The organism is Plantibacter sp. MDV22-iso1 (assembly GCF_058408345.1).
This window is the reverse complement of record NZ_JBZVDY010000001.1, coordinates 989,650-1,015,778: the sequence shown is the minus strand read 5'-3', so window position 1 is coordinate 1,015,778 and position 26,129 is coordinate 989,650. Positions and strand designations below refer to the sequence as shown.

The window sequence follows — 26,129 nt, the reverse complement described above, 5'->3', positions numbered from 1 at the left end:
ATGTTCCAGATCATGGGCGTCGTCAACGTCACCCCCGACTCGTTCAGCGACGGCGGCCGGTACCTCGACGTCGACGACGCCGTCGCCCACGGGCTCGAGCTCATCGCGGCCGGCGCCACCATCATCGACGTCGGCGGCGAATCGACGCGGCCTGGTGCCGCCCGGGTCGACACCCGCGAGGAGCAGCACCGGGTCGCACCCGTCATCGCGGCGTTGGCCGCCGCTGGTGCGCGAGTGAGTATCGACACGATGAACGCGGACACCGCCAGTGCCGCGGCCGACGCCGGTGCCTCGATCATCAACGACGTCTCCGGTGGCCTCGCCGACGACCGGATGCCGGGCGTGATGGCGGCGTCCGGTCTCGACTGCGTCATCAGCCACTGGCGCGGGCACTCGGCCGACATGGCGAGCCGCGCCACCTACACCGATGCGGCGGTCGATGTCGCTCGGGAACTCGACGACCGGGTGACGACCCTCCGTGCTCAGGGCGTCGACCCCGGCCGGATCGTCGTCGATCCGGGCCTCGGGTTCTCCAAGCACGCCGAGCACAACTGGCGCATCCTCGCCCGACTCGACCTGCTGCGCGAGCTCGGGTACCCGGTGCTGGTGGGCGCGTCCCGCAAACGGTTCATCGGAGCGCTCCTCCCCGAGGACGCCTCGATGCAGGCGCGCGATCTGCCGAGCGCCGTGGTGAGCGTGCTGGCCGCGCAGGCCGGAGCCTGGGGTGTGCGCGTCCACGACGTCGCCGCCACCAGACTCGCTCTCGATACCCTCGATGCATGGCAAGGTGGAGCCGATGACTGATTCGATCACCCTCACGGGCCTGCGGGCGTTCGCGCACCACGGCGTCTTCGACTTCGAGCGCGAGGCCGGACAGGAGTTCGTCATCGACGTCACCGTGTCGCTGGACCTCCGCCCGGCCGCCGGCGGCGACGAGCTCGGCGCGACCATGCACTACGGGGAGCTCGCCGAAGCGGTCGTGGCGGCCGTCGAGCGCGACCCGGTCGATCTCATCGAGACCGTGGCCGAGCGCATCGCCGACGTGGTGCTCGCGAACGAGCGCGCGGAAGCGGTCCGGGTCACCGTGCACAAACCGAGCGCCCCGATCACGGTGCCCTTCGCGGACGTGGCGGTGACGATCGAGCGCACCCAGGCCGACCGTACTGCGACCGGGCGGGCCGTCTGATGGTCTCGCGCACACCGATCCACGACCCCGCCCGTCGGCCCGGACCGCCGAAGCCTCGTGCCGTCTGGGCCGTCGTGGCCATCGGGGCCAACCTGGGGGACCGCCGCGCGACGATCGCACAGTCGGTGGAAGACCTCGCCGCCGTCGACGGGGTGCTCGAGGTGCGCCCGTCGCCGCTCGTCTCGAGCGCGGCCGTCAAGCCTACCGGCGTCGACGAGTCGGCTCCGGCCTACCTCAACGGTGTCGCGGCCGTCCGCACCCGCCTCCAGCCGCACGCGCTCCTCGACGAACTCCAGCGGATCGAACTCGCGCACGGCCGCGTCCGCGAGGAGCGCTGGGGCGACCGGACGCTCGACCTCGACCTCATCGCCTATGACGACGAGACGATCGACGACGATCGCCTGACGGTCCCGCACCCGCGAGCCGCCGAGCGCGGATTCGTCGTCGTGCCCTGGCTGCTCCTCGACCCCGACGCGACGCTGCCCGGCGTCGGCCGCCTCGACACCCTTGCGGCCGCAAAGGACGGCTCCGTGGTCCCCGACGACGGCACGCACCCGTGAGCCGCACCACCGCGACACCGCTCATCGTCCTCGCCGGGGTGGGCGTCGTCGTCGGCTTCCTCGTCGAGGTCGCGATGGTCTCCGGCGGACGCGCGTCGATCATCCCACCCGTCACCCTCGCGGTCTCGCTCGTGGCGGTCGCGATCATCCTCATCGCCCTGTCCTGGCCGATCCGCCGCAGCACGACCGGTCGCGCCACCCGCCGGATCGATCCGTTCCGCGCCATGCGGGTCGCCGCGCTCGCGAAGGCCTCGAGCCATGCCGGCTCCCTGGTGGCCGGGGCGACCGTCGGGATCCTGCTCTTCGTCCTGACCCGCCCGATCCTGCCCGCGATAGGCTCGTTGTGGCTGGTGATCGCGTCCATCGTGGGATCGGTCGCACTCGTCGTCGCCGCCTTGGTGGCCGAGTGGTTCTGCACCGTTCCGAAGGATGATGATGACGACGCCGCACCCGGGGGAGCCCCGTCCCACACCTGATCAGCCCGCTGAACGGCCGCTGATCGAGACGCCGCTGGAGGAGCTGTCGTCGCCGGAGGCGGACCAGGTCGGCCCTGCGGAGCAGAGCGGCAAGCGGCTGGAACTGCCCGATGCCGAGTGGCGCCGCGTGAGTCGCAAGCTCATCGCCGTCGAGTTCATCTCCGAGGGCGCCGGCCTCGTGCTCGTCACGGCGGCCGTGGTCTTCGTCGCGCTCGTCTGGGACTGGACCTGGATCTGGTGGCCGTTCGCCGCGTTCGCCGTGATCTCCCTGATCGCCGCGGCATTCATCCCGCGCCGGATCCGATCGATCGGGTACCAGCTGCGCGCGGACGACCTGTTGTTCCGCCGGGGGATCATGTGGCAGCGCTTCGTCGCCGTGCCCTACGGGCGCATGCAGCTCGTCGACATCAACCGCGGGCCCCTCTCGCGGGCGTTCGGCCTCGCCGACCTCAAGTTCGTGACCGCCTCCGCCTCGACCGGTGTGGTGATCAACGGGTTGCCGGAAGCCGAGGCCGAGGGGCTGCGCGACCACCTCGTCGCCGTGGCGGAGAGTCGGCGGACCGGACTGTGAGCGAGCACCAGGCGGCAGGACCGCCGGAGCGGTTCGAGGCTCCGGCCGCGGGTCCTCGGGTGAAGCCGACGGCCGAGGCGATCGTCCCACGGGTGGCCGGACAGAGTCTCGTCGACGGACAGTGGCACCGGCTGCATCCGGCGACGCCGTTGCTCCGAGGTGGGATCGCGTTCGTCGCCATCCTCGGCATCGTCATCGCGAACCTCCGCGAGCGACTCATCGAGTTCTTCATCCCCGCTCCCGGGATGGAGCAGCCGACCGACCCGATCGACTACATCCTCAACCACGGCTTCGTCGGGTGGGTGCTCCTCGCGATCGCCGTCGGGCTCATCGTGGTGATCGCCGTGTTCTGGTTCTCCTGGCGCATGCACACCTTCCGGGTCACCGACGAGGCGGTGGAGGTGCGCAGCGGGATCCTGTTCCGCACGAACCGCAAAGCCAAGCTCGACCGCATCCAGGGCGTCTCGATCGAGAAGCCGCTCCTCGCCAGGCTCATCGGGGCCTCGCGCATCAACGTGAGCGTCGCGGGCCAGGACGCGAACGTCAAACTCGAGTACCTATACGGTGTCGACGCCGACGGCCTCCGCCGGGACGTACTCACGCTCGCGAGCGGGGTGAAGCTCGCCGAACGCCGGCAGTCCGCAGCAGCCGTCGACCCGGCCGACCCGACCCTGCCGCCGCAATCGGTGCCCGACGGCGCCGGCGGAGTGTCCCGGTTCGTCACCGAGCGCGTCGACGACTTCATCTCGCCCGAACTCGACCCGGAGGAGGCGGTGCCGGACTCCGTCGTGCGCCTGACGCTCGGGCGCCTGGTCGGGTCCACGCTGCTCAGCCCGTTCACCGTGATCGTCCTGATCTCGGTCGTGGTCGGTGTCGTGCTCCTCGTCAACGGCCTGGACTGGGCCTGGTTCTGGCTCGTCCCCATGGTGCTGAGTCTCGGGGCCTTCGTCTGGTCGAGCGTGACGAAGTCGTTGCGCTACAGCATCGCCGCGACACCCTCGGGCGTCCGCATCGGCTTCGGGCTCTTCTCGACGACCAACGACACCGTCCCGCCCGGCCGGATCCACGCGATCGAGGTGTCGCAGCCCATCATCTGGCGCCCGTTCGGCTGGTGGCGGGTGCGGATCAACAAGGCCGGCCTGTCCCTGGAGCAGGCCGCTCGCGGTGCGACGAGCAATACGGTGTTGCCGGTCGGGTCGCTCGTGGACGCCGCGCAGGTCGTGGAGTTGATGCTCGCGGGCCGCATCGACGGCAGCGCCTGGGCGCCCCTGCAATCGGCCCTCGCCACACGCGACGGCGTCGGTTTCGTGGGCTCGCCCCGTCGCTCGCGATGGATCAACTGGTTCTCCTGGCGTCGTACCGGCTACGCCCTGCGGGACGGGATGCTGCTGTTCCGGCAGGGGGTGGTCTGGCGCAAACTCCACATCCTGCCGCTCGCACGCTTGCAGAGCATCCGGATCGACCAGGGACCGCTCCTGCGCGCGCTCGACCTCGCCTCCGCGACCGCGCACACGGTCCCCGGCCCGGTGATCGCCAAGCTCCCGGCCATGGCCCGCGACGAGGCGGTGCGGATGTTCGATGCGGCGTCGGAGGCGATCGTGGTCGCGCAGTCGACCGACCGCAGTCACCGGTGGGCGAGCTTCGACCCCGATCACCAGCCGTCCGAGGCGCAGGCGACGGCGCCCTACCTCGATGAGCCGACGGCGCAGTCCGCGTCGATGACACGGCCGGACGCCGAGCCGTGGCAGGAGCAGCGCCCGACTCCGTCCGTCCCGCTCTCGACGACCGATCACGACCGGAGGACCTCATGAGCGCGGAACGACGGAGCGCCAGGCTCGGCATCGGGATCATCGGGAGTGGTCGTGTCGGCCCGGTCATCGGCGCGGCGCTCGGGGGAGCGGGTCACGCGATCGTCGGTATCACCGCGGTGTCGGAGGAGAGCCTCGAACGGGCGAACGCCCTGTTGCCGGACGTGCCGGTGCTCGATCCGACCGAAGTGGTCGAGCGGAGTGAACTCGTCGTCATCGCCGTACCGGATGCGCAACTCGCGTCGTTGGTCGAAGGGCTCGCGGCGGTCGGTGCGTGGCAGCCGGGTCAGCTCGTCGCCCACACCTCGGCTCGGTTCGGGACCGCAGTCCTCGCTCCCGCCGCGAAGGCCGGCGCCATCCCGTTGGCATTGCACCCCGCGATGGTGTTCACCGGGACGAGCCTCGACCTCGCCCGGCTCCACGAGACGTCGTTCGCCGTGACCGCACCGGCCCCGGTCCAACCGATCGGGCAGGCGCTCGTGGTCGAGATGGGCGCGGAGCCCGTGATCATCGCCGAGGCCGATCGAGCGGCCTACGCCGAAGCGGTGGAGACGGCCGCGAGCTTCTCCCGCGCGGTCGTGCAGCAGGCGACGGGTCTGCTCCAGGACATCGGCGTGGAGAACGCCGGCGGCTTCCTGTCGTCGCTCGTGCGCTCGTCTGTCGACGAGGCCCTGCGCGGTGCGACCACGCCCGACGTCGACGAGCTGCTCTAGCCGGGTGCACGGACCACCGCCTGCCCACCCGAGTCGGGGCAGGCGGGCGGATCCGAGTCAGCCGACCCGTGTCAGCGGCTGCGGCGGCGTCGGATCAGCGCGTCGATCGCGAGTCGGCCCGGGCCCGCGAGGGTGAGCGCGAGCGACGCGAGTGCGAGCAGCATGACGTACTCGAAGCCGCCGTCGGCGGCGTAGAACCCCGCCGGCAGGTGCACGAGCACCATCGCCACGGCCATCGTCACCGCGAGCAGGGCTCCCACGATGCGCGTGCCGAGGCCGACGATGAGCAGCAGGCCACCGACCACCTCGAGACCGGCGACGACGACCGCCGCGACCTCGGGAGCCGGGATGCCCATGCCGCCGAACCCGGAGGCGACGCCCGGAATGGAGTCGACGAGGAACTTCTGGAGCCCGTGCGCGATGAAGACCACGCCGAGCGCCAGGCGCAAGAGGAGGAGACCGGCGTCGATCCCCGCCTGTCCGCGCGTCGCGGCGGGGGAGGCCGGGACCGGTGGGACGGTGGTGGCATCGCGGTGGTCGGTGTGCTGGTGGTCGGAGAGCGTCGTCATGACGAGCCTTTCGAGTTCGTTTCCGGCGTCGGTGCCCCCGATCGGGACTCCTGTCCTTCGAGCCAAGCACGGCCCGGGTACCCGGCGATGTCCTCCGAATGGTTGTTCGCAGACCCTTGTCAGGCCGTCGATAGCCGGTTCATAGGAAGCCGGCCGTGCGCACGGCGCGCACGGTCCCCGGTAAACTCCAGTGACCGCACGAGGAGAATCCCACCGCATGACTGACACGACGCCAGAGCCGATCGACGACGCAGCAGAGCAGGCAGAGCTCTCCGAGCAGAAGGCCGTCCGGCTCGCGAAGCGCCAGCGCCTCATCGACGAGGCGACGTCGGGTGCCGGTGGCGCCTACCCCGTCACCCTCCCCATCACCGACACGATCCCGGCGGTGCGTGCCCGCTTCGGCGACCTCCAGCCCGACGAGGCGACCGGCGTCACGGTCGGCGTCGCGGGCCGCGTCGTGCACCTGCGCAACACCGGCAAGCTCTGCTTCGCCAGCCTCCAGTCGGGCGACGGCAGCCGCATCCAGGCGATGGTGAGCCTCGCCAGCGTGGGCGACGAGCAGCTCGCGGCCTGGAAGGAGCTCGTCGACCTCGGCGACCACGTCTTCGTCTCCGGCGAGGTCATCTCCAGTCGTCGTGGCGAGCTGTCGATCATGGTGGCCGAGTGGACCATCGCGGCGAAGGCAATCCTGCCCCTGCCGAACCTCCACAACGAGCTCAACGAGGAGACGAGGGTCCGGAGCCGGTACCTCGACCTCATCGCCCGCGACCAGGCGCGCAAGAACGTGCTCGACCGGGCCAAGACCGTCGCGAGCCTCCGCCAGACCTTCACGGAGCGCGACTTCGTCGAGGTCGAGACGCCGATGCTCCAGGTCATGCACGGTGGAGCCTCGGCCCGCCCGTTCGTCACCCACTCGAACGCGTTCGACACCGAGCTCTACCTGCGCATCGCGCCCGAACTGTACTTGAAGCGCGCCGTCGTCGGCGGCATCGACCACGTCTACGAGATCAACCGCAACTTCCGCAACGAGGGCGCCGACTCCACGCACAGCCCCGAGTTCGCCATGCTCGAGGCGTACGAGGCCTACGGCGACTACGGCACCATGGCCGACCTCACGCAGACCCTCGTCCAGAACGCCGCGCTCGCGACGAGCGGGAGCCACGTCGTGACCTGGGCCGACGGCACGCAGTTCGACCTCGGTGGCGAGTGGGACCGCATCTCGATGTTCGAGAGCCTGTCGGCCGCGGCGGGTGTCGAGATCACTCCGCAGACGCCGATCGAGGAACTCAAGGCGCTCGCTGAGCGTGAAGGCGTTGAGGTCCCGCACCCCATCCACGGCAAGTACGTCGAGGAGCTGTGGGAGCACTTCGTCAAGGGTGGCCTCGAGCGCCCGACCTTCGTCATGGACTTCCCCGTCGACACGAGCCCGCTCGTGCGCGCCCACCGCTCGATCGAGGGCGCCGTCGAGAAGTGGGACCTCTACGTCCGCGGCTTCGAGCTCGCCACCGGCTACTCCGAACTCGTCGACCCGGTCGTGCAGCGCGAACGGTTCATCGAGCAGGCGAAGCTCGCCGCACAGGGCGACGTCGAGGCCATGCGTCTCGACGAGGAGTTCCTGCGGGCGCTCGAGTTCGGGATGCCGCCGTCCGGCGGCATGGGGATGGGCATCGACCGTCTCCTCATGGCGCTCACCGGCCTCGGCATCCGCGAGACGATCCTCTTCCCCCTGGTCAAGTAGCTGCCGCCCGGCAGCACGACCACCGACAGTCAGGCGCGACGATGAGCATGATGGACCCCGGCGACCACCAGGACCCGAAGAAGCAGGGGCCGACGACGGCGCGCATCACGATCTGGATCGTGGTCGGCGGGATCGGCCTGTACCTCGTCGTCAGCGGTCTGTGGGGCGCTCTCGCCGGAGGCTCCTGAGCCGGCTGCGCGCCCGTTCGGGATCGCGCCACCACGTCGTTCCGGTCCCTGAGCCGGCTCTCCGGTCCCTGAGCCGGCTCTCCGGTCCCTGAGCCTGTCGAAGGGCGGTACGATTGACGGGTGATCGAAGACTACTGGCTCAACGCGCTCTGGTCGCTGCTGCCCACCGTGGTCGTCGGCATCATCTTCTGGGTCGTCATGCGCGCCATCCTGCGGTCCGACCGCAACGAGCGCAAGGCGTACGCGCAGGTCGAGGCGGAGCAGCGCGCGAAGCTCGGTCTCCCACCGGTCGAGCCCTCCGGCCCCCGCGAGGTCTGACCCGCACGTATCACGTGGCGAGGTCGCTCCACAGCTGTCCGGCATGGTCAGTAGGCTGGAGCCTCGGCAGCTGAGCGGATGGGCGACATGACGATCGAGTTCTCCTGGAACTGGCTGGGCATCACGGCCCTCGTCCTGGACTTCATCATCCGTGTCATCGCGGTGATCGTCGTCCCGCGCAACCGGCGCCCCACCGCGGGGATGGCCTGGCTGCTCGCGATCTTCCTCATCCCGTACGTCGGTGTCATCGCCTTCCTCCTCATCGGGAACCCGAAACTCCCGCGGGCGCGCCGGCGGAAGCAGTACGACATCAACGTCTACATCCGCCAGACGACGCGCGACCTCGTCAAGGCGAACCTGACGTCGAACGCGCCGGCCTGGTTCCGCTCGGTCGTGACGCTCAACCGCAATCTCGGATCGATGCCGCTGCAGGGCGGGAACACCGCGAGTCTCATCGGTGACTACGAGGCATCACTCCACGCCATGGCCGAGGAGGTCGACCGCGCCGAGCAGTTCGTGCACGTCGAGTTCTACATCCTCACCTGCGACCGCACCACGAAGCCGTTCTTCGACGCCCTCGAGCGTGCGGTGGCCCGCGGCGTCACGGTCCGGGTGCTGCTCGACCACTTCGCGAGCTGGCGGACCCCCGACTACAAGCACACGCTGAAGCGCCTCACCACGATGGGTGCCCAGTGGGCGCTCATGCTGCCGCTCCAACCGTTCAAGGGCAAGTTCCAGCGTCCCGACCTCCGGAACCACCGCAAGATGGTGATCGTCGACGGCGCGGTCGCGTTCATGGGCTCGCAGAACATGATCGACCGGAGTTACAACAAGCCGGGCAACATCAAGCGGGGTCTCCAGTGGCAGGAGCTCATGACGCGGGTGGAGGGCCCCGGTGTCGCGGGGATCAACACGATCTTCCTGAGCGACTGGTACAGCGAGACGGGCGACGTCCTGTCGCACGAGGTCGGCCTGCTCGAGGCCCGACCGGTTGGGGACCTCGAACTGCAGGTCGTACCGAGCGGGCCGGGGTTCGACGGCGACAACAACCTCAAGTTGTTCCTCACCCTCATCTACGCGGCGCAGCGGCGCATCGTCATCACGAGTCCGTACTTCGTACCCGACGAGTCGTTGCTCGCAGCGGTCACGACCGCCGTCCAGCGCGGTGTGCCGGTCGACCTGTTCGTCTCGGAGATCGGCGACCAGGCGATGGTGTGGCACGCGCAGCGCTCCTACTACGAGGCGCTCCTGCGGGCCGGCGTGCGGATCTTCCAGTACCCGGCGCCGTACATCCTCCACGCGAAGCACTTCACGATCGACGACGACGTCGCCGTGATCGGATCGAGCAACATGGACATGCGTTCCTTCGGCCTCAACCTGGAGGTCTCGCTGATGGTCCGCGGTCGCGAGTTCGTCCAGGAGATGCGGGGCGTCGAAGACGGATACCGGGAGATCAGCAAGGAGCTGACGCTCGCGGAATGGTTGAAGCAGCCGCTGCGGTCGACGGTGCTCGACAACCTCGCGAGGCTCACCTCCGCGCTCCAGTAGGCGTCACCCGTCGACGCACCGACGCCCCGACCATCCGACAGCTGCCCGTCTTCGTTCGGACCTGTGGATATCCCAGATATCAGTCGACCACATTGTGTAACGTGTGACCGCCCCCTCTCGTCAAGAAGGTCGGACCCACGTGAACACCATCCTCTTCCGCAGGGCGCTCGGCGCCCTGTCCGTCGCCGCCGTGACCGGGGGCGCGCTGCTCCCGGCCGCGACGCCTGAACCCGCGGCCGCGCCGGCGCCCGACATCGTCTCGGCCGCCACCGACGTCTCGGACCGGGCGCTCGGGCTTACCACCGTGCTCCAGCGGACCGCCACCGGCAGCGTCCCGTTCGACGCCGAGCCGGGGCCCGGGCTCGACGTCTCTCCGGACGACCCCGTGCTGCGTTCCCACGACGCGGTCACCTACACGATCGAGGTGCAGCTGCGCGGTGCCGCCGAGGACGACCGGGTGGTCGTCCGTCAGCGCCTACCCGAGGGACTCCGATGGCCGCCCGTCGCCCAGCTCCCGGGGTACTGTGCCGCGGGCTCGACCGTCAGCGACGATCGCTCGGTCGTCGACTGCGTGCGGACCGACGTCCTGCCGAACTCGGTGAGCGCGATCGACCTCACGGCCGTGCTCGCATCCTCCCCGCCGAACGGCACGGTCATCACCGCGCCGCAGAGCGGGATCGAGACCATCGCGATCGACGCGGCCGACGGCTCGGAGATCCGTGCCAGCACGACCGCACCCGATCTCGTCGTCAGCAGCGCTCCCCGCGTCAACGTGGGTGTGAAGCGCGGTCCGATCGTCGCCGACGTCACGGAGCGCGACGGCACGCGAGGCTGGTACGTCGCGCACGACACCGCCCTCTCGGTCACCGGGTTCGGCACCGACGAGGGCCGAGGCGCCCGAGGTTCCGGCAACGTGGTCGAAGACGTGACCTTCCGGATCGACCTCGGCGGGTACCCGGCCGGCACCCGCCTGGCCACGGTGAACCCCGAGGGGCGACCGGTCTCGAACAGCTGCCTCGTCGGCGCCTTCGACACCGCGGTCTTCCCGAAGGCCGGCGGCGGGGGCACCGACGCGGTCACGGACTCCGGGACCTGGTCCTGCGAACTCGAACCCGATGGTCGTTCCGCGCTCGTCACCATCAGCGGCGCCGATCTGAGCGGCGACCACATCCCGACCCGGTCCGCCTCGGGCGCCGCGATCACCGCGCAGGGTTTCCTCGCGATCGGCCGGTTCGGCGTGTTCGTGCCCGAGTCCGTGGTGCCGTCGAACGGCTCCCTGCCGGTGCGGCTCGACCTCACCGACCTCGACGTCCGGGGTGTCACCGCCGACGGGACACCCCTCCCGAACGCCCCCGAACCGCTCACCGACAACACGGCCAACGCGACGATCGCCCAGCGCACCGGTGGCGGCGAGCACACGACGCGCTACGTCGACCGCCGGACGGAGAACCGTCTGGTACCGGGGCAGAGCACGGCCGGCTCCGGAGACGGGCCCGTCGCCGGCGGACAACGCTTCGAACAGACGGTCGCCTGGAACAACACCACGACGAGCCCCCTCACGGGAGCGGTGCTCTGCGCGGTCTTCGACCCGGCCACGCAGCGCGTCGGTGAGCGTCCCGGAGGCGGTGCCCCGGCCGAATCCCGGACCACCGGTGGGCCCGTGATCGTCGAGTACGGCACGACGCCGAGCGTCGACACGACGGCCGACGCGGAGACGCGCCAGACGCAGATGGACGCGACCACGTGCGAGGACGCCGACGACACCTGGGTCTCGGACCCGTCGCTCGTCGACACCGAGGACATCACCAGGGTCCGTCTCCGTCCGGTCGACGGTGTGCTCCCGCCCCGGACGGGCGTCACCCTGTGGGTACAGCTCCAGGCGGTGCCGGGCCTCGAGGTGGGCACCCGTCTCACCGAGACCTACAGTGTGAAGTCCTCCGGCAATGGGGAGGACCGTGAGTCGGCGAGCTCCTGGGTCGAGGACGGCTGGTGGCACGGACGGTATCGCGCCACCGACGACAACGCCCAGTACCCGCGAGGCGATCAGCTGGTCGCCGCGAACGCGGCGGTCGCTCTGAACAAGCGCGCGACCTCGCCCCAGGTCACTCCCGGCGCACCGGCCCCCATCGCCGCCGGCTCCCCGATCACCTTCGAGGTCCGGCCGGAGATCGTCACGCCGGACGGCGTGGCCGACCGGGCTGCGGGTGTCACCGTCTCAGACTCCCTACCGGCCGGCTTCGTCTTCGACGCCGAATCGGCGACGCCGCCCGCGACGACCGCTGTGGCGCAGCCCGATGGGAGCACGCTCCTCACCTGGGACCTCGGTCGGATCAGGCGGGGCGCGGAGCCGGTGATCACCTACACCGCGATCTCCGATCGCTTCGTGGTGGGCCAGTTCCTCAATCGCGCGATCGTCGCGAGTCCCGACGACCCCGGATCGCTGTCGGACTTCCCGGCGGACGCCGGCAGACTCGACGCCCACTACTCCTGGCAGTCGATGGTGGTCAGCACCCCCTCGGGGCTGCAGATCGACAAGCACGTCGCCCGGTCCGTCGTCGAGTTCGGCGACGCGGTCGAGGTCGACGTCGTCTTCGGGAACATGAGCGCCGGGGCCGTGCAGCGCGAGGTCCGGATGATCGACGTCCTCCCGTACCCGGGCGACGAACGCGGCTCGACCGGGCAGGGCGTCCTGGCGGGTCCGGCCACGTCGGACGGCGCAGACCTCCGCTATACGGCGGCCCCCGGTGATGCGGTCGCGAGCCACGTCGACCCCGTCGTCGACGACGGCTTCGGCACCCTGCCGGACGGAGCACGGTGGTGCGCGGCGGACGAGTTCGGCACGACCGGGTGCCCGGCGTCCATCGCAGCGGCGACCGCGATCGAGGCCACCGTCGCCGAGCTCGCGCCATTCGCGCCGGTGGTCGTCGACTACGAGCTGACGACCACCGGTGCCGCGGTCGACGCCCGGTTCGTGAACGACGCCGTCGTGCACTCCGCGACGCAATCGCTCGGCGCACAATCGCCGCAGGTCGCGGCCCGGTTGGTGAGCTCGGCGCTCGGGGAACGCATCTGGTGGGATCTCGATGCGAACGGGCTCGACGACGACGGGCTCGACGGGACGCCGGGGCCTGGTGTCGCAGACGTCGAGCTCGAACTGATCGGCACCGACAAGCACGGTGAGCCCGTCACCCGGGCCGTCACGACAGACGCCGACGGGCGGTACCGGTTCGATGCGCTCCGCTCCGGTGCCTACCGGATCGACGTGCGACTCCCGGACGACCTGGTGGCCGATGCCACGTCGCCTCGGGTCGGCGACGACGATCTCCGGAACTCCGCGATCGACCCGGCGGAGTGGGTCATGCCGGACATCGTGATCGCGGACCCGTCGCCGAGCGGAGCCGACGGCGAGGATCTCCGTTGGAACGGTGGGCTCATCGCGACCGAGCCCGGGACCGGCCCGGATCCTGAGGGGCCGGGCGTGACGCCGGGTGGATCGGAGGGCTCGACCGGTCGGGACACCGCGAGTCCGCTCGCCGTCACCGGCGCCGGGCTCACGACCGGGGCACTGCTCGCGGCCGGCCTGCTCGTCGTCGCCGGTCTGCTCGTCCTGGCCCTGCGGCGGACGCAACGGCTCGTCGCATCGGAGCAGCCGACGGACGGCCCGGTCACGACCGAGTGACGAGGCCGTGAGTCGGGCCGCGGGATCGATGTCCCGCGGCCCGACCCGGCTCCGAATGTCCGCAGAATCGACCCCGGACCGAGGGGTGGGCGCTCCCTATACTGGGGTCAAGTCAGGCCCACGACGGCGTCGCCTGCTCCCGGTCGACCCTTCGCCTGACGCGATCGAAGGAGGCATCAGTGCACCACACCGATATTCCGACCCGCTCCGACATCGTCGAGCTCGCCACCGCTCGAGAGCCCGGCAGCGTGTCGATCATCCTCGCGACGAGCACCAACCCCTCGGATACGAGCCATATCCGCCTGGACCTCAAGAACCAGGTGAAGGTGGCGGTCGAGCAGCTGACGGCCGCGGGAGCAGACCGGGCGGCGATCGCGGCGTTCACGCAGACGGTCGACGACCTCCAGGAGGATCCGGACTTCCTCCGCTACCTGTCGTCGAGCCTCGGGCTCTACATCAGCCCGAGTCTCACGCGCTACTTCCGCGTCCCGAACATCCTCCAGTCCTGCACGGAGGTCTCGGACCGCTTCTTCATCAAGCCGTTGATGCGTGCGCTCACCTTCCCGCAGTCGGCCTACGTCCTGGCGCTCGCGCAGAGCGGTGTGCGACTCGTCGCGGTCTCGCGTGATCTCCCGGCCACGAGCATCGAACTCGAGGGTGTCCCCGCCGACGTGGCCGCAGCCGCGGGTGTCGACTCGATCAGGGGTCGCGGTTCCGACGGACGCAGCCCTCAGGGACGCATCCAGGGTTCCGAGGGACAGAAGGTCCGGATGCAGGAGTACGCGCAGGCGATCAACAAGGCGTTGTCGCCCGTGCTCGCCGGTTCGAAGGAGCCGCTCATCCTCGCGGGCGCCGAACCGATGACGGGGATCTTCCGGTCCGTCTCGAGTTACAAGCACCTCGTGAAGCCCGAGATCGAGGGCAATCAGCAGGAGCGCTCCGACGAGCAGCTCGCCGCAGCAGCCCGCCCGATCCTCGACGAGCTGTACGCCGCCGAACTGCACGCGCTGTGCGAGGAGTTCGGCACCCGCGCGTCGAACGGTCGTGCCGTGACCGACCTCGGCGACGTCGCACGTGCCGCGACGGCGAACGCGGTCGACACCCTGTTCGTCGACATCGACAGCAACCTGCCGGGCACGGTCGACGAGACCACCGGTGTCGTCACGCTCGCCGATGACGCCGACGCGACGAACTACGGCGTGATCGACGAGATCCTCCGCCGGGCGCTGCTCTCCGACGCCCGGATCCTCGCCGTCCGTGCCGACGACGTCCCCGGTGGGGGCGCCCTCGCGGCGACCGTCCGGTTCCCGGTCTGACCGAGCCGCGATCAGTCGACACCCGCAGCGCACGTGCCCGGTGCACGTGCGCTGCGGCGTTCCCGGTGGCCGCGCATCACGCCCACGGCGAACAGGGGCGAAGAGAGCTGCGGCGGTCGTTACGCTCCTACTAACGGCATCACCACCCTGCCCGGTGCCGGAGGAGAGTGATCATGTTCGAGAGATTCACCGACCGTGCGCGTCGTGTCGTCGTCCTGGCCCAGGAAGAGGCCAAGATGCTCAACCACAACTACATCGGGACCGAGCACATCCTGCTCGGCCTCATCCACGAGGGAGAAGGAGTCGCCGCCAAGGCGCTCGAGTCCCTCGGGATCTCCCTCGATGCCGTGCGCGAGCAGGTCACCGACATCATCGGCACCGGCCAGCAGCAGCCGACGGGACACATCCCGTTCACGCCGCGCGCCAAGAAGGTGCTGGAGCTGAGCCTGCGCGAAGCGCTGCAGCTCGGCCACAACTACATCGGCACGGAGCACATCCTGCTCGGCCTCATCCGCGAGGGCGAGGGCGTCGCAGCCCAGGTCCTCGTGAAGCTGGGCGCCGACCTCAACCGTGTGCGCCAGCAGGTCATCCAGCTGCTTTCCGGCTACCAGGGCAAGGAAGCAGCCCCGGTCGGCGGCAACCAGAGTGAGCAGCAGGCGCAGGGCGGGTCGCAGATCCTCGACCAGTTCGGCCGCAACCTTACGCAGGCCGCGCGCGACAACAAGCTCGACCCGGTCATCGGTCGTGACAAGGAGATGGAGCGGGTCATGCAGATCCTCTCCCGTCGTTCGAAGAACAACCCGGTCCTCATCGGTGAGCCCGGCGTCGGCAAGACCGCCGTCGTCGAGGGTCTCGCCCAGGCGATCGTCAAGGGCGATGTCCCGGAGACGTTGAAGGACAAGCAGCTGTACTCGCTCGACCTCGGCTCGCTCATCGCCGGTAGCCGCTACCGCGGTGACTTCGAGGAGCGCCTGAAGAAGGTCACCAAGGAGATCCGCACCCGCGGCGACATCATCGTCTTCATCGACGAGATCCACACCCTCGTGGGTGCCGGTGCCGCCGAAGGCGCGATCGACGCGGCCTCCATCCTCAAGCCGCTGCTCGCCCGCGGTGAGCTCCAGACCATCGGTGCCACCACGCTCGACGAGTACCGCAAGCACTTCGAGAAGGACGCCGCACTCGAGCGTCGCTTCCAGCCGATCCAGGTCATGGAGCCGTCGCTGCCCCACACGATCAACATCCTCAAGGGGCTGCGCGACCGGTACGAGGCACACCACAAGGTGTCCATCACCGACGGCGCGCTCGTCTCGGCGGCGAACCTCGCCGACCGGTACATCTCCGACCGCTTCCTGCCCGACAAGGCCATCGACCTGATCGACGAGGCCGGTGCACGCCTGCGTCTGTCGATCCTCTCGAGCCCCCCGGAGCTGCGCGAGTTCGACGACAAGATCGCCGGCGTCCGCGAGGCCAAGGAGACGGCCATCGAGGAGCAGGACTTCGAGAAGGCCGCTTCGCTCCGTGACGAGGAGAAGAACCTCCTCGGCGAGCGTCTGCGCCTCGAGAAGCAGTGGCGATCGGGCGACGTCAAGACGACCGCCGAGGTCGACGAAGGCCTGATCGCCGAGGTGCTCGCCCAGGCGACCGGCATCCCCGTCTTCAAGCTCACGGAAGAAGAGTCCTCGCGACTCGTCTTCATGGAGAAGGCGCTGCACCAGCGGGTCATCGGTCAGGAGGAGGCCATCTCGGCGCTCTCCAAGACCATCCGCCGCACGCGTGCCGGCCTCAAGGACCCGAAGCGTCCCTCGGGCTCGTTCATCTTCGCCGGCCCCACGGGTGTCGGTAAGACTGAGCTTGCAAAGGCGCTCGCCGAGTTCCTGTTCGACGACGAAGGCGCGCTGATCTCCCTCGACATGTCGGAGTACGGCGAGAAGCACACGGTCTCGCGACTGTTCGGTGCTCCTCCCGGGTTCGTCGGCTTCGAAGAGGGCGGCCAGCTCACCGAGAAGGTGCGCCGCAAGCCGTTCAGCGTCGTGCTCTTCGACGAGATCGAGAAGGCACACCCCGACATCTTCAACTCGCTCCTCCAGATCCTGGAAGAGGGCCGGTTGACGGATGGTCAGGGTCGCGTCGTCGACTTCAAGAACACCGTCATCATCATGACCACCAACCTCGGTGCTCGTGACATCGCCGGTGGTCCGGTCGGCTTCCAGATCGAGGGCAACGCCTCGACCGGGTACGACATCATGCGCGGCAAGGTGAACGAGGAGCTGAAGAAGCACTTCAAGCCCGAGTTCCTGAACCGTGTCGACGACATCATCGTGTTCCCGCAGCTGTCGAAGCCGGAGCTTCTGCAGATCGTGGACCTGTTCACGAAGCGTCTCTCGGAGCGTCTGCTCGACCGCGACATGACGATCGAGCTCACGCTGCCGGCGAAGGAGCGCCTCATCGAGGTCGGTTTCGACCCGACCCTCGGTGCTCGTCCGCTGCGTCGTGCGATGCAGCGCGAGGTGGAAGACCAGCTCAGCGAGCAGATCCTCCACGGCGAGCTCAACGCCGGCGACCACGTGCACGTCGACTTCGTGAACGGCGCGTTCGCCTTCACGACCTCGGCTCGTGGTGAGTCGGTCGGTGCCGGCGTCAACGCGCAGGCGTCGCTCGGTACGGGTTCGGCCACGCCGGACCTCGCGATCACGGGCGAATAGCCCTGATTCACCGAAGGCCCCCACTCCGCGGAGTGGGGGCCTTCGTCGTGCCGGGACGTGTTCGTTCGCCCGTCCTCGGGCGATCCGGGTCTCGCGCGCCCGAACCTGGGCAAGCGAACGGTGGCGGTCAGCCGAGGCGGTCGAGGTACCGGAGGATGATGCCCTCGCGGAGCGCCCAGGGGGAGACGTCGAGCTCGCGGACGCGGAAGGCGGCCATCGCCTCGGACAGGACGATCCCGCCGGCGACGATCTGGAAGGTGCGGTCGGCGGTGATCCCGGGGAGCGCGGGGCGGGCCTCGGCCGGAATGCGGGCGAGCCGGGGGATCCAGTCGTCGAGCTGGCTGCGTCGGAGCAGCGACCGTTCGGTGCCACCGATGCCGTCGGCCACCGATCCTGCGAGGCGTGCGAGGGAGCGGATGGTCTTGGACGACCCGACGACGTGATGGGCGTCGGGCTCCTCGGCGAACGCGGGGAGTGCTGCGGTGAGCACCTCGCGGGCGTGTACGCGGAGTGCCTCCTGCTGTGCGGCGGTCGGCGGGTCGTCGTGGAGGAAGCCCACGGTGGAGCGGCCGGCGCCGAGCGGGAGGGAGATCGCGACATCGGGGTACTCGTCGCCGCCGGCTGCGATCTCGAGTGAGCCGCCGCCGATGTCGAGGAGGAGCATCTCGCCGGCCGACCAGCCGTACCAGCGGCGGACGGCGAGGAAGGTGAGCTTCGCCTCGTCGTCACCGGAGAGGACCTGCAGGGCGACGCCGGTCCGTTCCTCGACGAGGGCGAGGACCTCCGGCCCGTTCGTCGCCTCACGGATGGCCGAGGTCGCCATCGAGAGCAGTTCGTCGAGGCCGCTCTCGCGGGCGATCGCTGCCGCCGCACCGATCGACTCGAGGATGACCGCGACGCCCTCGTCGCTGATCGATCCGTCCGGGGTGAGGTATCGCATGAGCCGCAGCACCGACTTGTGCGACGACTGGGGGATCGGCCGCGCTCCTGGGTGTGCATCGACGATGAGCAGGTGGACGGTGTTCGATCCCACGTCGAGGACTCCGAGTCGCATGCGCTCACAGTACTGCCTGCCCGCCCGCGTCCGCTGTGGTCGGTCGCCAGCGCGGTGCGCTGACGTGAGCGCGGGTCCAGTGCGTGAGCGCGGGTCTCCGGAGGGGTGCGCTCACGCGCTGGACCCGCGGTGAGGCCGATCCCGCGCCACTCGCGTCGGCGCACCGCGCTGACGCCCAGAACCCTGCGCTCGCGTCGGCGCACCGCGCTGGGCCGGGGTGGGGTGGACCTCGGGAGGACGCAAGGCCGCGCGACCTCGTCGGCGCACCGCGTAGGATCGCCGCATGACCGCCGCCACCTCGGAATCCTCCGCCCCTCGAACCCTCGTGATCCTCGGTGCCGGGGGCGATCTCACGGCCCGACTCCTGCTGCCTGGACTCGCGTCACTCCTCGCCTCCCCGCGTGGCGAGGCGGTGCGCCTCATCGGAGTCGACCGGTCCGAGTCGAGCGACGAAGCCTGGAGGAAGCGCGTCGAGACCGCCTTCTCGGACGCCCCGTCGAAGCTCGCCGAGACGATCGTCGCCGAGACCACCTACGTGCAGGCCGACGTCTCCGACCCGGCGTCACTGGAACACGTCCTCGCGGCCGCCGGACCGAACGTCGCCCTCTACTTCGCCCTGCCGCCCGCGATCACCCTGCTCGCGTGCAAGGCGCTGCGGAAGCTGGAGCTCCCCAAGGGCATCATGCTCGCCCTCGAAAAGCCGTTCGGGACCGACTACGCCTCCGCCCGCTCGCTCAACCGCCTGCTCCAGCACCTGGTGCCGGAGGAGCAGGTGTTCCGCGTCGACCACTTCCTCGGTAAGTCGACGGTCCTCAACCTGCTGGGCCTCCGCTTCGCGAACCGCATCTTCGAACCGCTCCTCTCCGCCGACAACGTCGAACGTGTCGACATCGTCTTCGACGAGCAGCTGGCGCTCGAGGGGCGCGCCGGGTACTACGACCGCGCGGGCGCCCTGATCGACATGATCCAGAGTCACCTGCTCCTCGTCCTCGCGTTCGCGGCCATGGAGCCACCGGCGAGCGTCGATGCCGAGGATCTGCGTGGCGGCATGGCCCAGGTGCTGCGGGCGACCCGACCGTGGAAGACGAATGGCACGGAGAGCCGACGTGCACGCTACGGCGCCGGGACGATCGGCGATCGCGAGCTGCCCGCCTACGTCGACGAGCAGGGCGTGGACCCGTCGCACCACACGGAGACGCTCGCCGAGATGACCCTCGCGATCGACAACTGGCGTTGGGCCGGTGTCCCGTTCGTGCTGCGGTCCGGGAAGGCGCTGGCGGACACCCGTCAGGAGATCGTCTTCACCTTCAAGCCGGTGCCGCACCTCCCGTCCGGCCTGCACGGGATGAAGACCCCGGCGCGGCTCCGCATCGGCCTGAAGCCGGCGTCGCTCGACCTCGACCTGATGATCAACGGTGAGGACGACCCCTTCGAGCTGGACCCGGTCGCCCTCCACGCCGAACTCCAGGCCGGGCAGCTCAGTGCCTATGGCGAGGTCCTGTCGAGCATCCTCGAGGGTGATCCCACCCTGTCGGTGCGCGGTGACGTCGCCGAGCAGTGCTGGCGGATCGTCGCGCCGGTCCTCAAGGCGTGGCGCAAGGACGAGGTGTCGATCGACACCTACCCGGCCGGCACCGCGGGTCCGAGGTCCTGGCGCTGATCCCGACCTCGTGATCCGATGTCGTCACTCCGGTGTCCGGCGTCCGGCGCCAGCGCGGTACGCTGACGTGAGCGCGCCCCACTGGACCGAGCGCGCCCCTCTGGAGGCCCGCGCTCGCGCGGCTGGGTAGCGCTCACGCCGCTTCGGCAGCGCTCGCGCGAGCGCACCGCGCTGGCGCCCACCAACCCGCGCTCGGTCGGGAGCGCCGCGCTGGCGTCAGTAGACTGCTCGGAGGTTCTGACAGGAGGAGGCGGGATGGTCGAGCAGGCTCAGCAGGGGTATGTCGTCCGTCGGGCCCGCACGAGCGACGTCCGCCGCATCCAGGCGCTCGTCGAACCACTCGTGCAGCAGCGCATCCTCCTCGGCAAGGACGACGTCGTGTTCTACGAAGCCGTCCAGGAGTTCCGCGTCGCCGAGACGCCCGACGGCGAACTCATCGGCTGCGGCGCTCTGCACGTCATCTGGGAGGACCTCGGTGAGGTCCGCACCCTCGCCGTCTCCGCCGACCACCTCGGTACCGGGGTCGGCCACGCGCTCGTCGAGCGCCTCGAACACGACGCGATCGAGCTCGGCCTGCGTCGCCTGTTCTGCCTGACCTTCGAAACCGGCTTCTTCACGAGACACGGCTATCAGGAGATCGGCGAGGAGATCGTCCCACCCGAGGTCTACGCACAGCTCGTGCGCTCGTCGGACGAAGGTGTTGCGGAGTTCCTCGACCTCGCGCGGGTCAAGCCGAATACGCTCGGTAACACCCGGATGCTCAAGCTGCTCTGAACCACAGCTTGAAGGTTGGCGCTCGTCGGAGCGACCGGTGAGACCGTTCACATCGCCGAGCTGATCAGCACTTTCTCCGATTCCCGGCGCGAACCCGCTGCTCACATGAGCAGGCCCGGATTTACGTGCCGTTCACATTCGCGGTGGTCTTCCGTCACGCATGTCGGTTAGCTTGTGAGGCACTACCCATCGTCTGTGCCTCGAATGGGGGGTGCGTTGTCGCGCGCTCCGAACGAGGACGGCCCTCGATTCGGAGCCACATGTCGTTCAAACACCCGTGGAGGCTGTCCGCCTTCGCCGCCCTTGCCGGGCTCGTCGCCGCACCCCTCGTGGCGACACCAGCCGTCGCCTCGACCGACGGCCTCGGCGTCGTCATCAACGAGGCCTACCTCTCGGGCGGGAGCGCGAACGCGCCCTACCTGAACAAGTTCGTCGAGCTCTACAACCCGAGCGACGCGGCAGTCGACGTCAGCGGCTGGTCGATCCAGTACCGCAAGCTCGACGGCGTCGGCGCCTCCTCCACCGTGGTGCCCCTCACCGGCTCCATCGCGGCCGGCGGCTACTACCTCGTGTCGGGCTCCTCCAACGGTGCCAACGGCGTCGCGCTGCCGACCCCCGACGTCACGAGCACCCTGAGCCCCCAGGGCCAGAACGGAACGCTCGCGCTCGTCGCCTCGACCACAGCGGTCACGCTCCCGACCGGGTCGGTCACGGGTGACCCCGCCATCGTCGACCTCCTCGGCTACGGCACGTCGAACACCTTCGAGACGGCCGCTTCACCGTCGCCGTCGGGCAACAGCGTCCCGAAGTCGATCGCGCGCACCGCGTTCGCCGACACCGACAGCAACGCCGCCGACTTCACGCTCAGCGACACCGTCACCCCGCAGAACAGCGCCGGCGACACCCCGGTCGACCCCGAGCCCACCCCGGAGCCGACCCCTGAACCCACCGACCCGACCACGCCGGTCGAGCCCGGTACGGCGACGATCGCCCAGATCCAGGGCACCGGCGCCGCGAGCACGATGGTCGGCCAGACGGTCACCACCATGGGCTTCGTCACCGCGAGCTTCCCGACCGGCGGCTTCAACGGCTACTACCTGCAGACCGCGGGCACCGGCGGGGCGATCGACCCCGCGACGCACCTCGCGTCCGACGGCGTCTTCGTCTACTCGCCGGCCACCGTCGGCTCCGTCGCCGTCGGCCAGTACCTGCAGGTCACCGGCGTCGTGGACGAGTACTACGGACTGACGCAGCTGAAGGTCACGGACGCGGCCGCCGTCACGGCACTCGACGCCACCGGCGTCGCCGCGCCGACCGCCGCCAGTGTCGCCTTCCCGGCGACCGACGAGGAGCGCGAGCGCCTCGAGGGCATGCTGCTCGCCCCCGCCGGCGACTACACGGTCACCGACAACTACAGTACGAACCGCTACGGCGAGATCGCACTCGCGGCATCGACGACGCCGTTCGTCACGCCGACGGTCCTCGGTAAGCCCGGTTCCGCTGAAGCGCTCGCCGCCGCGGCACGGGTCCCGGCGGAGAAGGTCGTCCTCGACGACGGCGCGACCGTCGACTTCTCGAAGGCGGAGAACACCGGCACCCCGCTGCCGTACCTCTCGACCACCGCGCCCGTCCGGGTCGGTGCCGCCGTCGACTTCACCGCTCCGGTCGTCTTCGACTTCCGCAACAGCAACTGGAAGTTCCAGCCCACGCAGCAGCTGACCGGTGCCAACACGGCGACCGTGCAGCCGGCCACGTTCGAGAACACCCGCTCCACCTCACCTCGCGGTGTCGGTGGCGACGTGTCCCTCGCGACCTTCAACGTCCTCAACTACTTCGCCACCACCGGCGACTCCCGCACCGGGTGCACCTTCTACACCGACCGTCAGGGCGGCAAGACCACGGTGAACAACTCCGACGCCTCCGGTTGTGGCGTCCGGGGAGCGGCGACGGCCGAGAGCCTCGCCCGTCAGCAGGCGAAGATCGTCTCCGCGATCAACGCCCTGGACGCCGACGTCGTCTCGCTCGAGGAGATCCAGAACTCCGCCTCGATCGGGCTCGACCGCGACGACGCCCTCAAGACGCTGACCGCGGCGCTCAACGCCGATGCCGGCGAGGGCACCTGGACGTTCGTCCCCTCACCCGCGAAGGTCCCCGCGGACGAGGACGTCATCCGCACGGCCTTCATCTACAAGTCGGCCACCGTCGAGACCGTCGGTGAATCGCGCATCCTGCTCGACTCGCCCGCGTTCGACAACGCCCGTGAGCCCGACGCGCAGGCGTTCAAGCCCAAGGGTGCGGACGACGCCGCGACCTTCCTCGTGATCGCCAACCACTTCAAGTCGAAGAGCACCTCGGCAGCGGCCACCGGTGACAACGCCAACACCGGGCAGGGCGCCTTCACCGGCGACCGCACGCGTCAGGCCAAGGCCCTCGTGACCTTCGCGGACACGGTCTCGAAGGACGTCGGCACGAAGAAGGTCTTCCTCGTCGGAGACTTCAACTCCTACGACGCCGAGGACCCGCTGGACGTGCTCCGCGACGCCGGCTACATCAGCCAGGAGGCCAAGACCGGCGAGTACACCTACGCGTACGAAGGCGCGGTCGGATCCCTCGACCACATCTTCGCGTCGCCGGAAGCCGACCAGAGCGTCACCGGTGCCGACGTGTGGAACATCAACTCCGTCGAGTCGATCGCCCTCGAGTACTCCCGCTACAACGCGAACGTGACCGACTTCAACGTGCCGGACATGTTCCGCTCAAGCGACCACGACCCCGTGATCGTCGGCATCAGCGCCGACGCGAGCGAGTCCGCGACCGTCAACCTGCTCAACATCAACGACTTCCACGGTCGGATCGACGCCAACACGACGAAGTTCGCGGGCACGATCGAGCAGCTCAAGGCGATGTTCGCGCCCGACCAGACGGCGTTCATCTCCGCTGGTGACAACATCGGCGCCTCGCTCTTCGCCTCGTCGGCGCAGCAGGACCAGCCGACGATCGACGTGCTGAACGCGCTCGGTCTGAAGGCCTCCGCGGTGGGCAACCACGAGTTCGACCAGGGCTACGGCGACCTCGTCGACCGCGTCATGGCCGACGGGAAGAACGCGGCCTGGCCGTACCTCGGTGCCAACGTCTACGAGAAGGGCACGAAGCAGCCCGCGCTCCAGGAATACACGATCCTCGACATCGACGGGGTGAAGGTCGCCGTCGTCGGCGCCATCACGCAGGAGACGCCGACCCTCGTGTCGCCCGCCGGCATCGCCGACCTCGACTTCGGGGACCCGGTCGAGGCCGTGAACCGCGTCGCGGCTCAGCTGACCGACGGCGACGAGTCCAACGGTGAGGCGGACGTCATCGTCGCCGAATACCACGAGGGCGCTGGAGCCGGCACGCCGGACGGCGCGACCCTCGAGCAGGAGCTCGCCCAGGAGAGCGCCTTCACCGAGATCGTCACCACGACGAGCGCGGACGTCGACGCCATCTTCACCGGCCACACGCACAAGCAGTACGCATGGGACGCTCCGATCCCCGGCGTGACCGGCAAGACCCGCCCGGTGCTCCAGACCGGCAGCTACGGCGAGTTCATCGGTCAGATCACGCTGACCGTCGACCGCGCGTCGGGTGACGTGACCGCCTACACGGCGAAGAACGTCGCACGCACCACGGTGGCCGAGGCCGACCTGGTCAAGCAGTTCCCCGCGGTCGCGACGGTCAAGACGATCACCGACAAGGCCCTCGCGGTCGCGGCGGAGATCGGCAACCAGAAGATCGGTGAGGCGACGGCCGACATCACCCGCGCGTTCAACAACGGGGTGAAGGACGACCGCGGCGCCGAGTCGACGCTCGGTGCGCTCGTCGCCGACTCCCTCCGCGCTTCGCTCTCGAGTGCCGACCGTGGCGGAGCCGACATCGGCATCGTCAACCCGGGCGGCATGCGTGAGGAGATCCTCGCGGGCGACATCACGTACGCCGAGGCGAACGCGGTGCTGCCGTTCCTCAACAACCTGTGGACGACCTCGCTCACGGGTGCGCAGTTCAAGACCGTGCTCGAGCAGCAGTGGCAGCTCGACGCGGCCGGGAACGTGCCGTCCCGTCCGTACCTGCAGCTCGGACTGTCGTCGAACGTGCAGTACACGTTCGACCCCACGAAGGCCCAGGGACAGCGCATCACGAGCATCACGGTGAACGGCGCTCCGATCGACCCGAGCAAGAGCTACCGGATCGGCTCCTTCAGCTTCCTGCTGCAGGGTGGCGACAACTTCCGAGAGTTCGCGAACGGCACGGACACACGTGACTCCGGTCTCGTCGACCGCGACGCGTGGATCGCCTACCTGACGGCGAACAGCCCGGTGTCCCCGGACTTCGCCCGCCAGAGCGTGCAGGTCACGAACGCGCCGACCGCCGCGGTCGCCGCAGGGAAGACGGTCTCGTTCGACGTCGCGAAGCTCGACCTCACCTCGACCGGCAGCCCGGTGAACACCTCGCTGACGATCGAGCTGAACGGCTCGCCGATCGGGACGGCCCCGGTCACCGCGGGGGCCGCGACGGTGTCCTTCACCGTCCCGGCGGGTACCGCTGACGGCGCGGCGACGGTGCGCCTCACGGCACTCGAGTCGGGGACGACGCTGACGGTGCCGCTCACGGTCGCGACGCCGCCGGTGGTCACGCCGCCGACGCCCGCTCCGGAATCCGCGCTCATCCAGGCGCTCAAGGACCTGATCAAGGCGATCACCGACTTCATCATCGGCAAGCTCGCCACGATCCACGTCGGCAAGGAGTACGCCGGCACCTGGGTCAGCGTCTGGCTGCACTCCGACCCGATCCTCGTCAGCGACGGCCTCGTGCAGGTCGACGCGGACGGCAACGTGCAGGTCACGGTTCCTGAGGACGCGCCGGTCGGTGCCCACCGCCTGGTCGTCCAGGATGCCGACGGCAACGTCATCGGTTGGCAGGACATCGTCGTGCAGGCCGCGGCGGTCGACCCCGGCACCGACCCGGGCACCCAGCCCGGTGCAGGCGGTGGGACCGGTTCGGGAACGGCCGGCGGAAGCCAGGACGGCAGCCTGAGCAAGACCGGTGCCGAGCCGTGGGGGAACGCGGCGCTCGCCGCGCTGCTCCTCGTCGGTGGTCTCGCGCTCGTGATCGCCCGTCGTCGCTCGGCGCAGCAGCTCTAGGCGCTCGCACCACTCAGCACCATCCCGATGCCCCGTCATCGGTCGGACCACGGTCCGCACCGACGGCGGGGCATCGGGCGTTTCCGCGCCACTGC

At 69.6% G+C, this 26,129-nt stretch carries 19 protein-coding genes; 17 read left to right on the top strand and 2 right to left on the bottom strand.

What is annotated here, in order from left to right:
* Genes folP through AC4PMY_RS04835 form a run of 7 tightly spaced genes read left to right on the top strand, consistent with a single transcriptional unit; the run spans window position 1 to window position 5,314 of the window.
* Complete coding sequence (gene folP, locus AC4PMY_RS04865) at window positions 1-804, top strand: dihydropteroate synthase (RefSeq protein ID WP_071259679.1); 804 nt, start codon at window positions 1-3, stop codon at window positions 802-804.
* The gene (folB, locus tag AC4PMY_RS04860) at window positions 797-1,186 is read left to right on the top strand and encodes a dihydroneopterin aldolase (protein WP_079003845.1); all 390 of its coding nucleotides are present in this window, start codon (window positions 797-799) and stop codon (window positions 1,184-1,186) included. The genes folP and folB overlap by 8 nt, the downstream gene beginning before the upstream one ends.
* Complete coding sequence (gene folK / locus AC4PMY_RS04855) at window positions 1,186-1,746, top strand: 2-amino-4-hydroxy-6-hydroxymethyldihydropteridine diphosphokinase (RefSeq protein WP_071259676.1); 561 nt, start codon at window positions 1,186-1,188, stop codon at window positions 1,744-1,746. Before folB ends, folK begins: the two co-directional genes overlap by 1 nt.
* On the top strand, window positions 1,743-2,222 hold the full coding sequence (locus AC4PMY_RS04850; protein WP_064294329.1) for a DUF3180 domain-containing protein: 480 nt from the start codon (window positions 1,743-1,745) through the stop codon (window positions 2,220-2,222). The genes folK and AC4PMY_RS04850 overlap by 4 nt, the downstream gene beginning before the upstream one ends.
* Window positions 2,179-2,793: a PH domain-containing protein gene (locus AC4PMY_RS04845; RefSeq protein WP_369808444.1), complete on the top strand. Its 615-nt coding sequence runs from the start codon at window positions 2,179-2,181 to the stop codon at window positions 2,791-2,793. The genes AC4PMY_RS04850 and AC4PMY_RS04845 overlap by 44 nt, the downstream gene beginning before the upstream one ends.
* Entirely contained in the window at window positions 2,790-4,604 is a 1,815-nt protein-coding gene (locus tag AC4PMY_RS04840; RefSeq protein ID WP_491622122.1) for a PH domain-containing protein, read from the top strand. The genes AC4PMY_RS04845 and AC4PMY_RS04840 overlap by 4 nt, the downstream gene beginning before the upstream one ends.
* Window positions 4,601-5,314 carry a Rossmann-like and DUF2520 domain-containing protein gene (locus AC4PMY_RS04835; RefSeq protein ID WP_064294399.1) on the top strand — a complete coding sequence of 238 codons (714 nt, stop codon included), beginning with the start codon at window positions 4,601-4,603 and terminating at the stop codon, window positions 5,312-5,314. Before AC4PMY_RS04840 ends, AC4PMY_RS04835 begins: the two co-directional genes overlap by 4 nt.
* A 71-nt stretch (window positions 5,315-5,385) precedes the next feature.
* On the opposite strand, the gene AC4PMY_RS04830 is transcribed toward AC4PMY_RS04835, so the two are convergent.
* The gene (locus AC4PMY_RS04830; RefSeq protein WP_082915894.1) at window positions 5,386-5,883 is read right to left on the bottom strand and encodes a DoxX family protein; all 498 of its coding nucleotides are present in this window, start codon (window positions 5,881-5,883) and stop codon (window positions 5,386-5,388) included.
* Window positions 5,884-6,100: 217 nt separating this feature from the next.
* Here AC4PMY_RS04830 and lysS point away from each other — a divergent pair, with 217 nt between their 5' ends.
* The 7 genes from lysS (at window position 6,101) to AC4PMY_RS04795 (ending at window position 17,372) form a co-directional block, all read left to right on the top strand.
* The gene (lysS, locus tag AC4PMY_RS04825) at window positions 6,101-7,621 is read left to right on the top strand and encodes a lysine--tRNA ligase (protein WP_491622121.1); all 1,521 of its coding nucleotides are present in this window, start codon (window positions 6,101-6,103) and stop codon (window positions 7,619-7,621) included.
* Between the two features lie 41 nt (window positions 7,622-7,662).
* Complete coding sequence (locus AC4PMY_RS04820) at window positions 7,663-7,809, top strand: hypothetical protein (protein WP_153303387.1); 147 nt, start codon at window positions 7,663-7,665, stop codon at window positions 7,807-7,809.
* Window positions 7,810-7,929: 120 nt separating this feature from the next.
* Window positions 7,930-8,127, top strand: coding sequence for a hypothetical protein (locus AC4PMY_RS04815; protein WP_213014309.1), 198 nt, complete (start codon window positions 7,930-7,932; stop codon window positions 8,125-8,127).
* Window positions 8,128-8,205: 78 nt separating this feature from the next.
* Window positions 8,206-9,675 carry a cardiolipin synthase gene (gene cls, locus AC4PMY_RS04810; RefSeq protein WP_139205336.1) on the top strand — a complete coding sequence of 490 codons (1,470 nt, stop codon included), beginning with the start codon at window positions 8,206-8,208 and terminating at the stop codon, window positions 9,673-9,675.
* Between the two features lie 139 nt (window positions 9,676-9,814).
* Complete coding sequence (locus AC4PMY_RS04805; protein ID WP_491622120.1) at window positions 9,815-13,354, top strand: SdrD B-like domain-containing protein; 3,540 nt, start codon at window positions 9,815-9,817, stop codon at window positions 13,352-13,354.
* Between the two features lie 179 nt (window positions 13,355-13,533).
* A complete protein-coding gene (locus tag AC4PMY_RS04800) occupies window positions 13,534-14,670 on the top strand; it encodes a baeRF11 domain-containing protein (protein ID WP_491622119.1) in 1,137 nt (378 codons plus the stop codon).
* A gap of 173 nt (window positions 14,671-14,843) precedes the next feature.
* Window positions 14,844-17,372: an ATP-dependent Clp protease ATP-binding subunit gene (locus tag AC4PMY_RS04795; RefSeq protein ID WP_064294324.1), complete on the top strand. Its 2,529-nt coding sequence runs from the start codon at window positions 14,844-14,846 to the stop codon at window positions 17,370-17,372.
* A 127-nt stretch (window positions 17,373-17,499) separates the two neighbouring features.
* On the opposite strand, the gene AC4PMY_RS04790 is transcribed toward AC4PMY_RS04795, so the two are convergent.
* The gene (locus AC4PMY_RS04790; RefSeq protein WP_491622118.1) at window positions 17,500-18,426 is read right to left on the bottom strand and encodes a Ppx/GppA family phosphatase; all 927 of its coding nucleotides are present in this window, start codon (window positions 18,424-18,426) and stop codon (window positions 17,500-17,502) included.
* A gap of 283 nt (window positions 18,427-18,709) precedes the next feature.
* Between AC4PMY_RS04790 and AC4PMY_RS04785 the strand changes: the two genes are divergently transcribed.
* The 3 genes from AC4PMY_RS04785 to AC4PMY_RS04775 all read left to right on the top strand — a co-directional run bounded on the left by AC4PMY_RS04785 (window position 18,710) and on the right by AC4PMY_RS04775 (window position 26,034).
* The gene (locus AC4PMY_RS04785) at window positions 18,710-20,086 is read left to right on the top strand and encodes a glucose-6-phosphate dehydrogenase (RefSeq protein WP_491622117.1); all 1,377 of its coding nucleotides are present in this window, start codon (window positions 18,710-18,712) and stop codon (window positions 20,084-20,086) included.
* Window positions 20,087-20,341: 255 nt separating this feature from the next.
* Window positions 20,342-20,860: an amino-acid N-acetyltransferase gene (locus AC4PMY_RS04780; RefSeq protein WP_064294321.1), complete on the top strand. Its 519-nt coding sequence runs from the start codon at window positions 20,342-20,344 to the stop codon at window positions 20,858-20,860.
* 260 nt (window positions 20,861-21,120) lie between these two features.
* Entirely contained in the window at window positions 21,121-26,034 is a 4,914-nt protein-coding gene (locus tag AC4PMY_RS04775; protein ID WP_491622116.1) for an ExeM/NucH family extracellular endonuclease, read from the top strand.
* Window positions 26,035-26,129 lie beyond the last annotated feature (95 nt).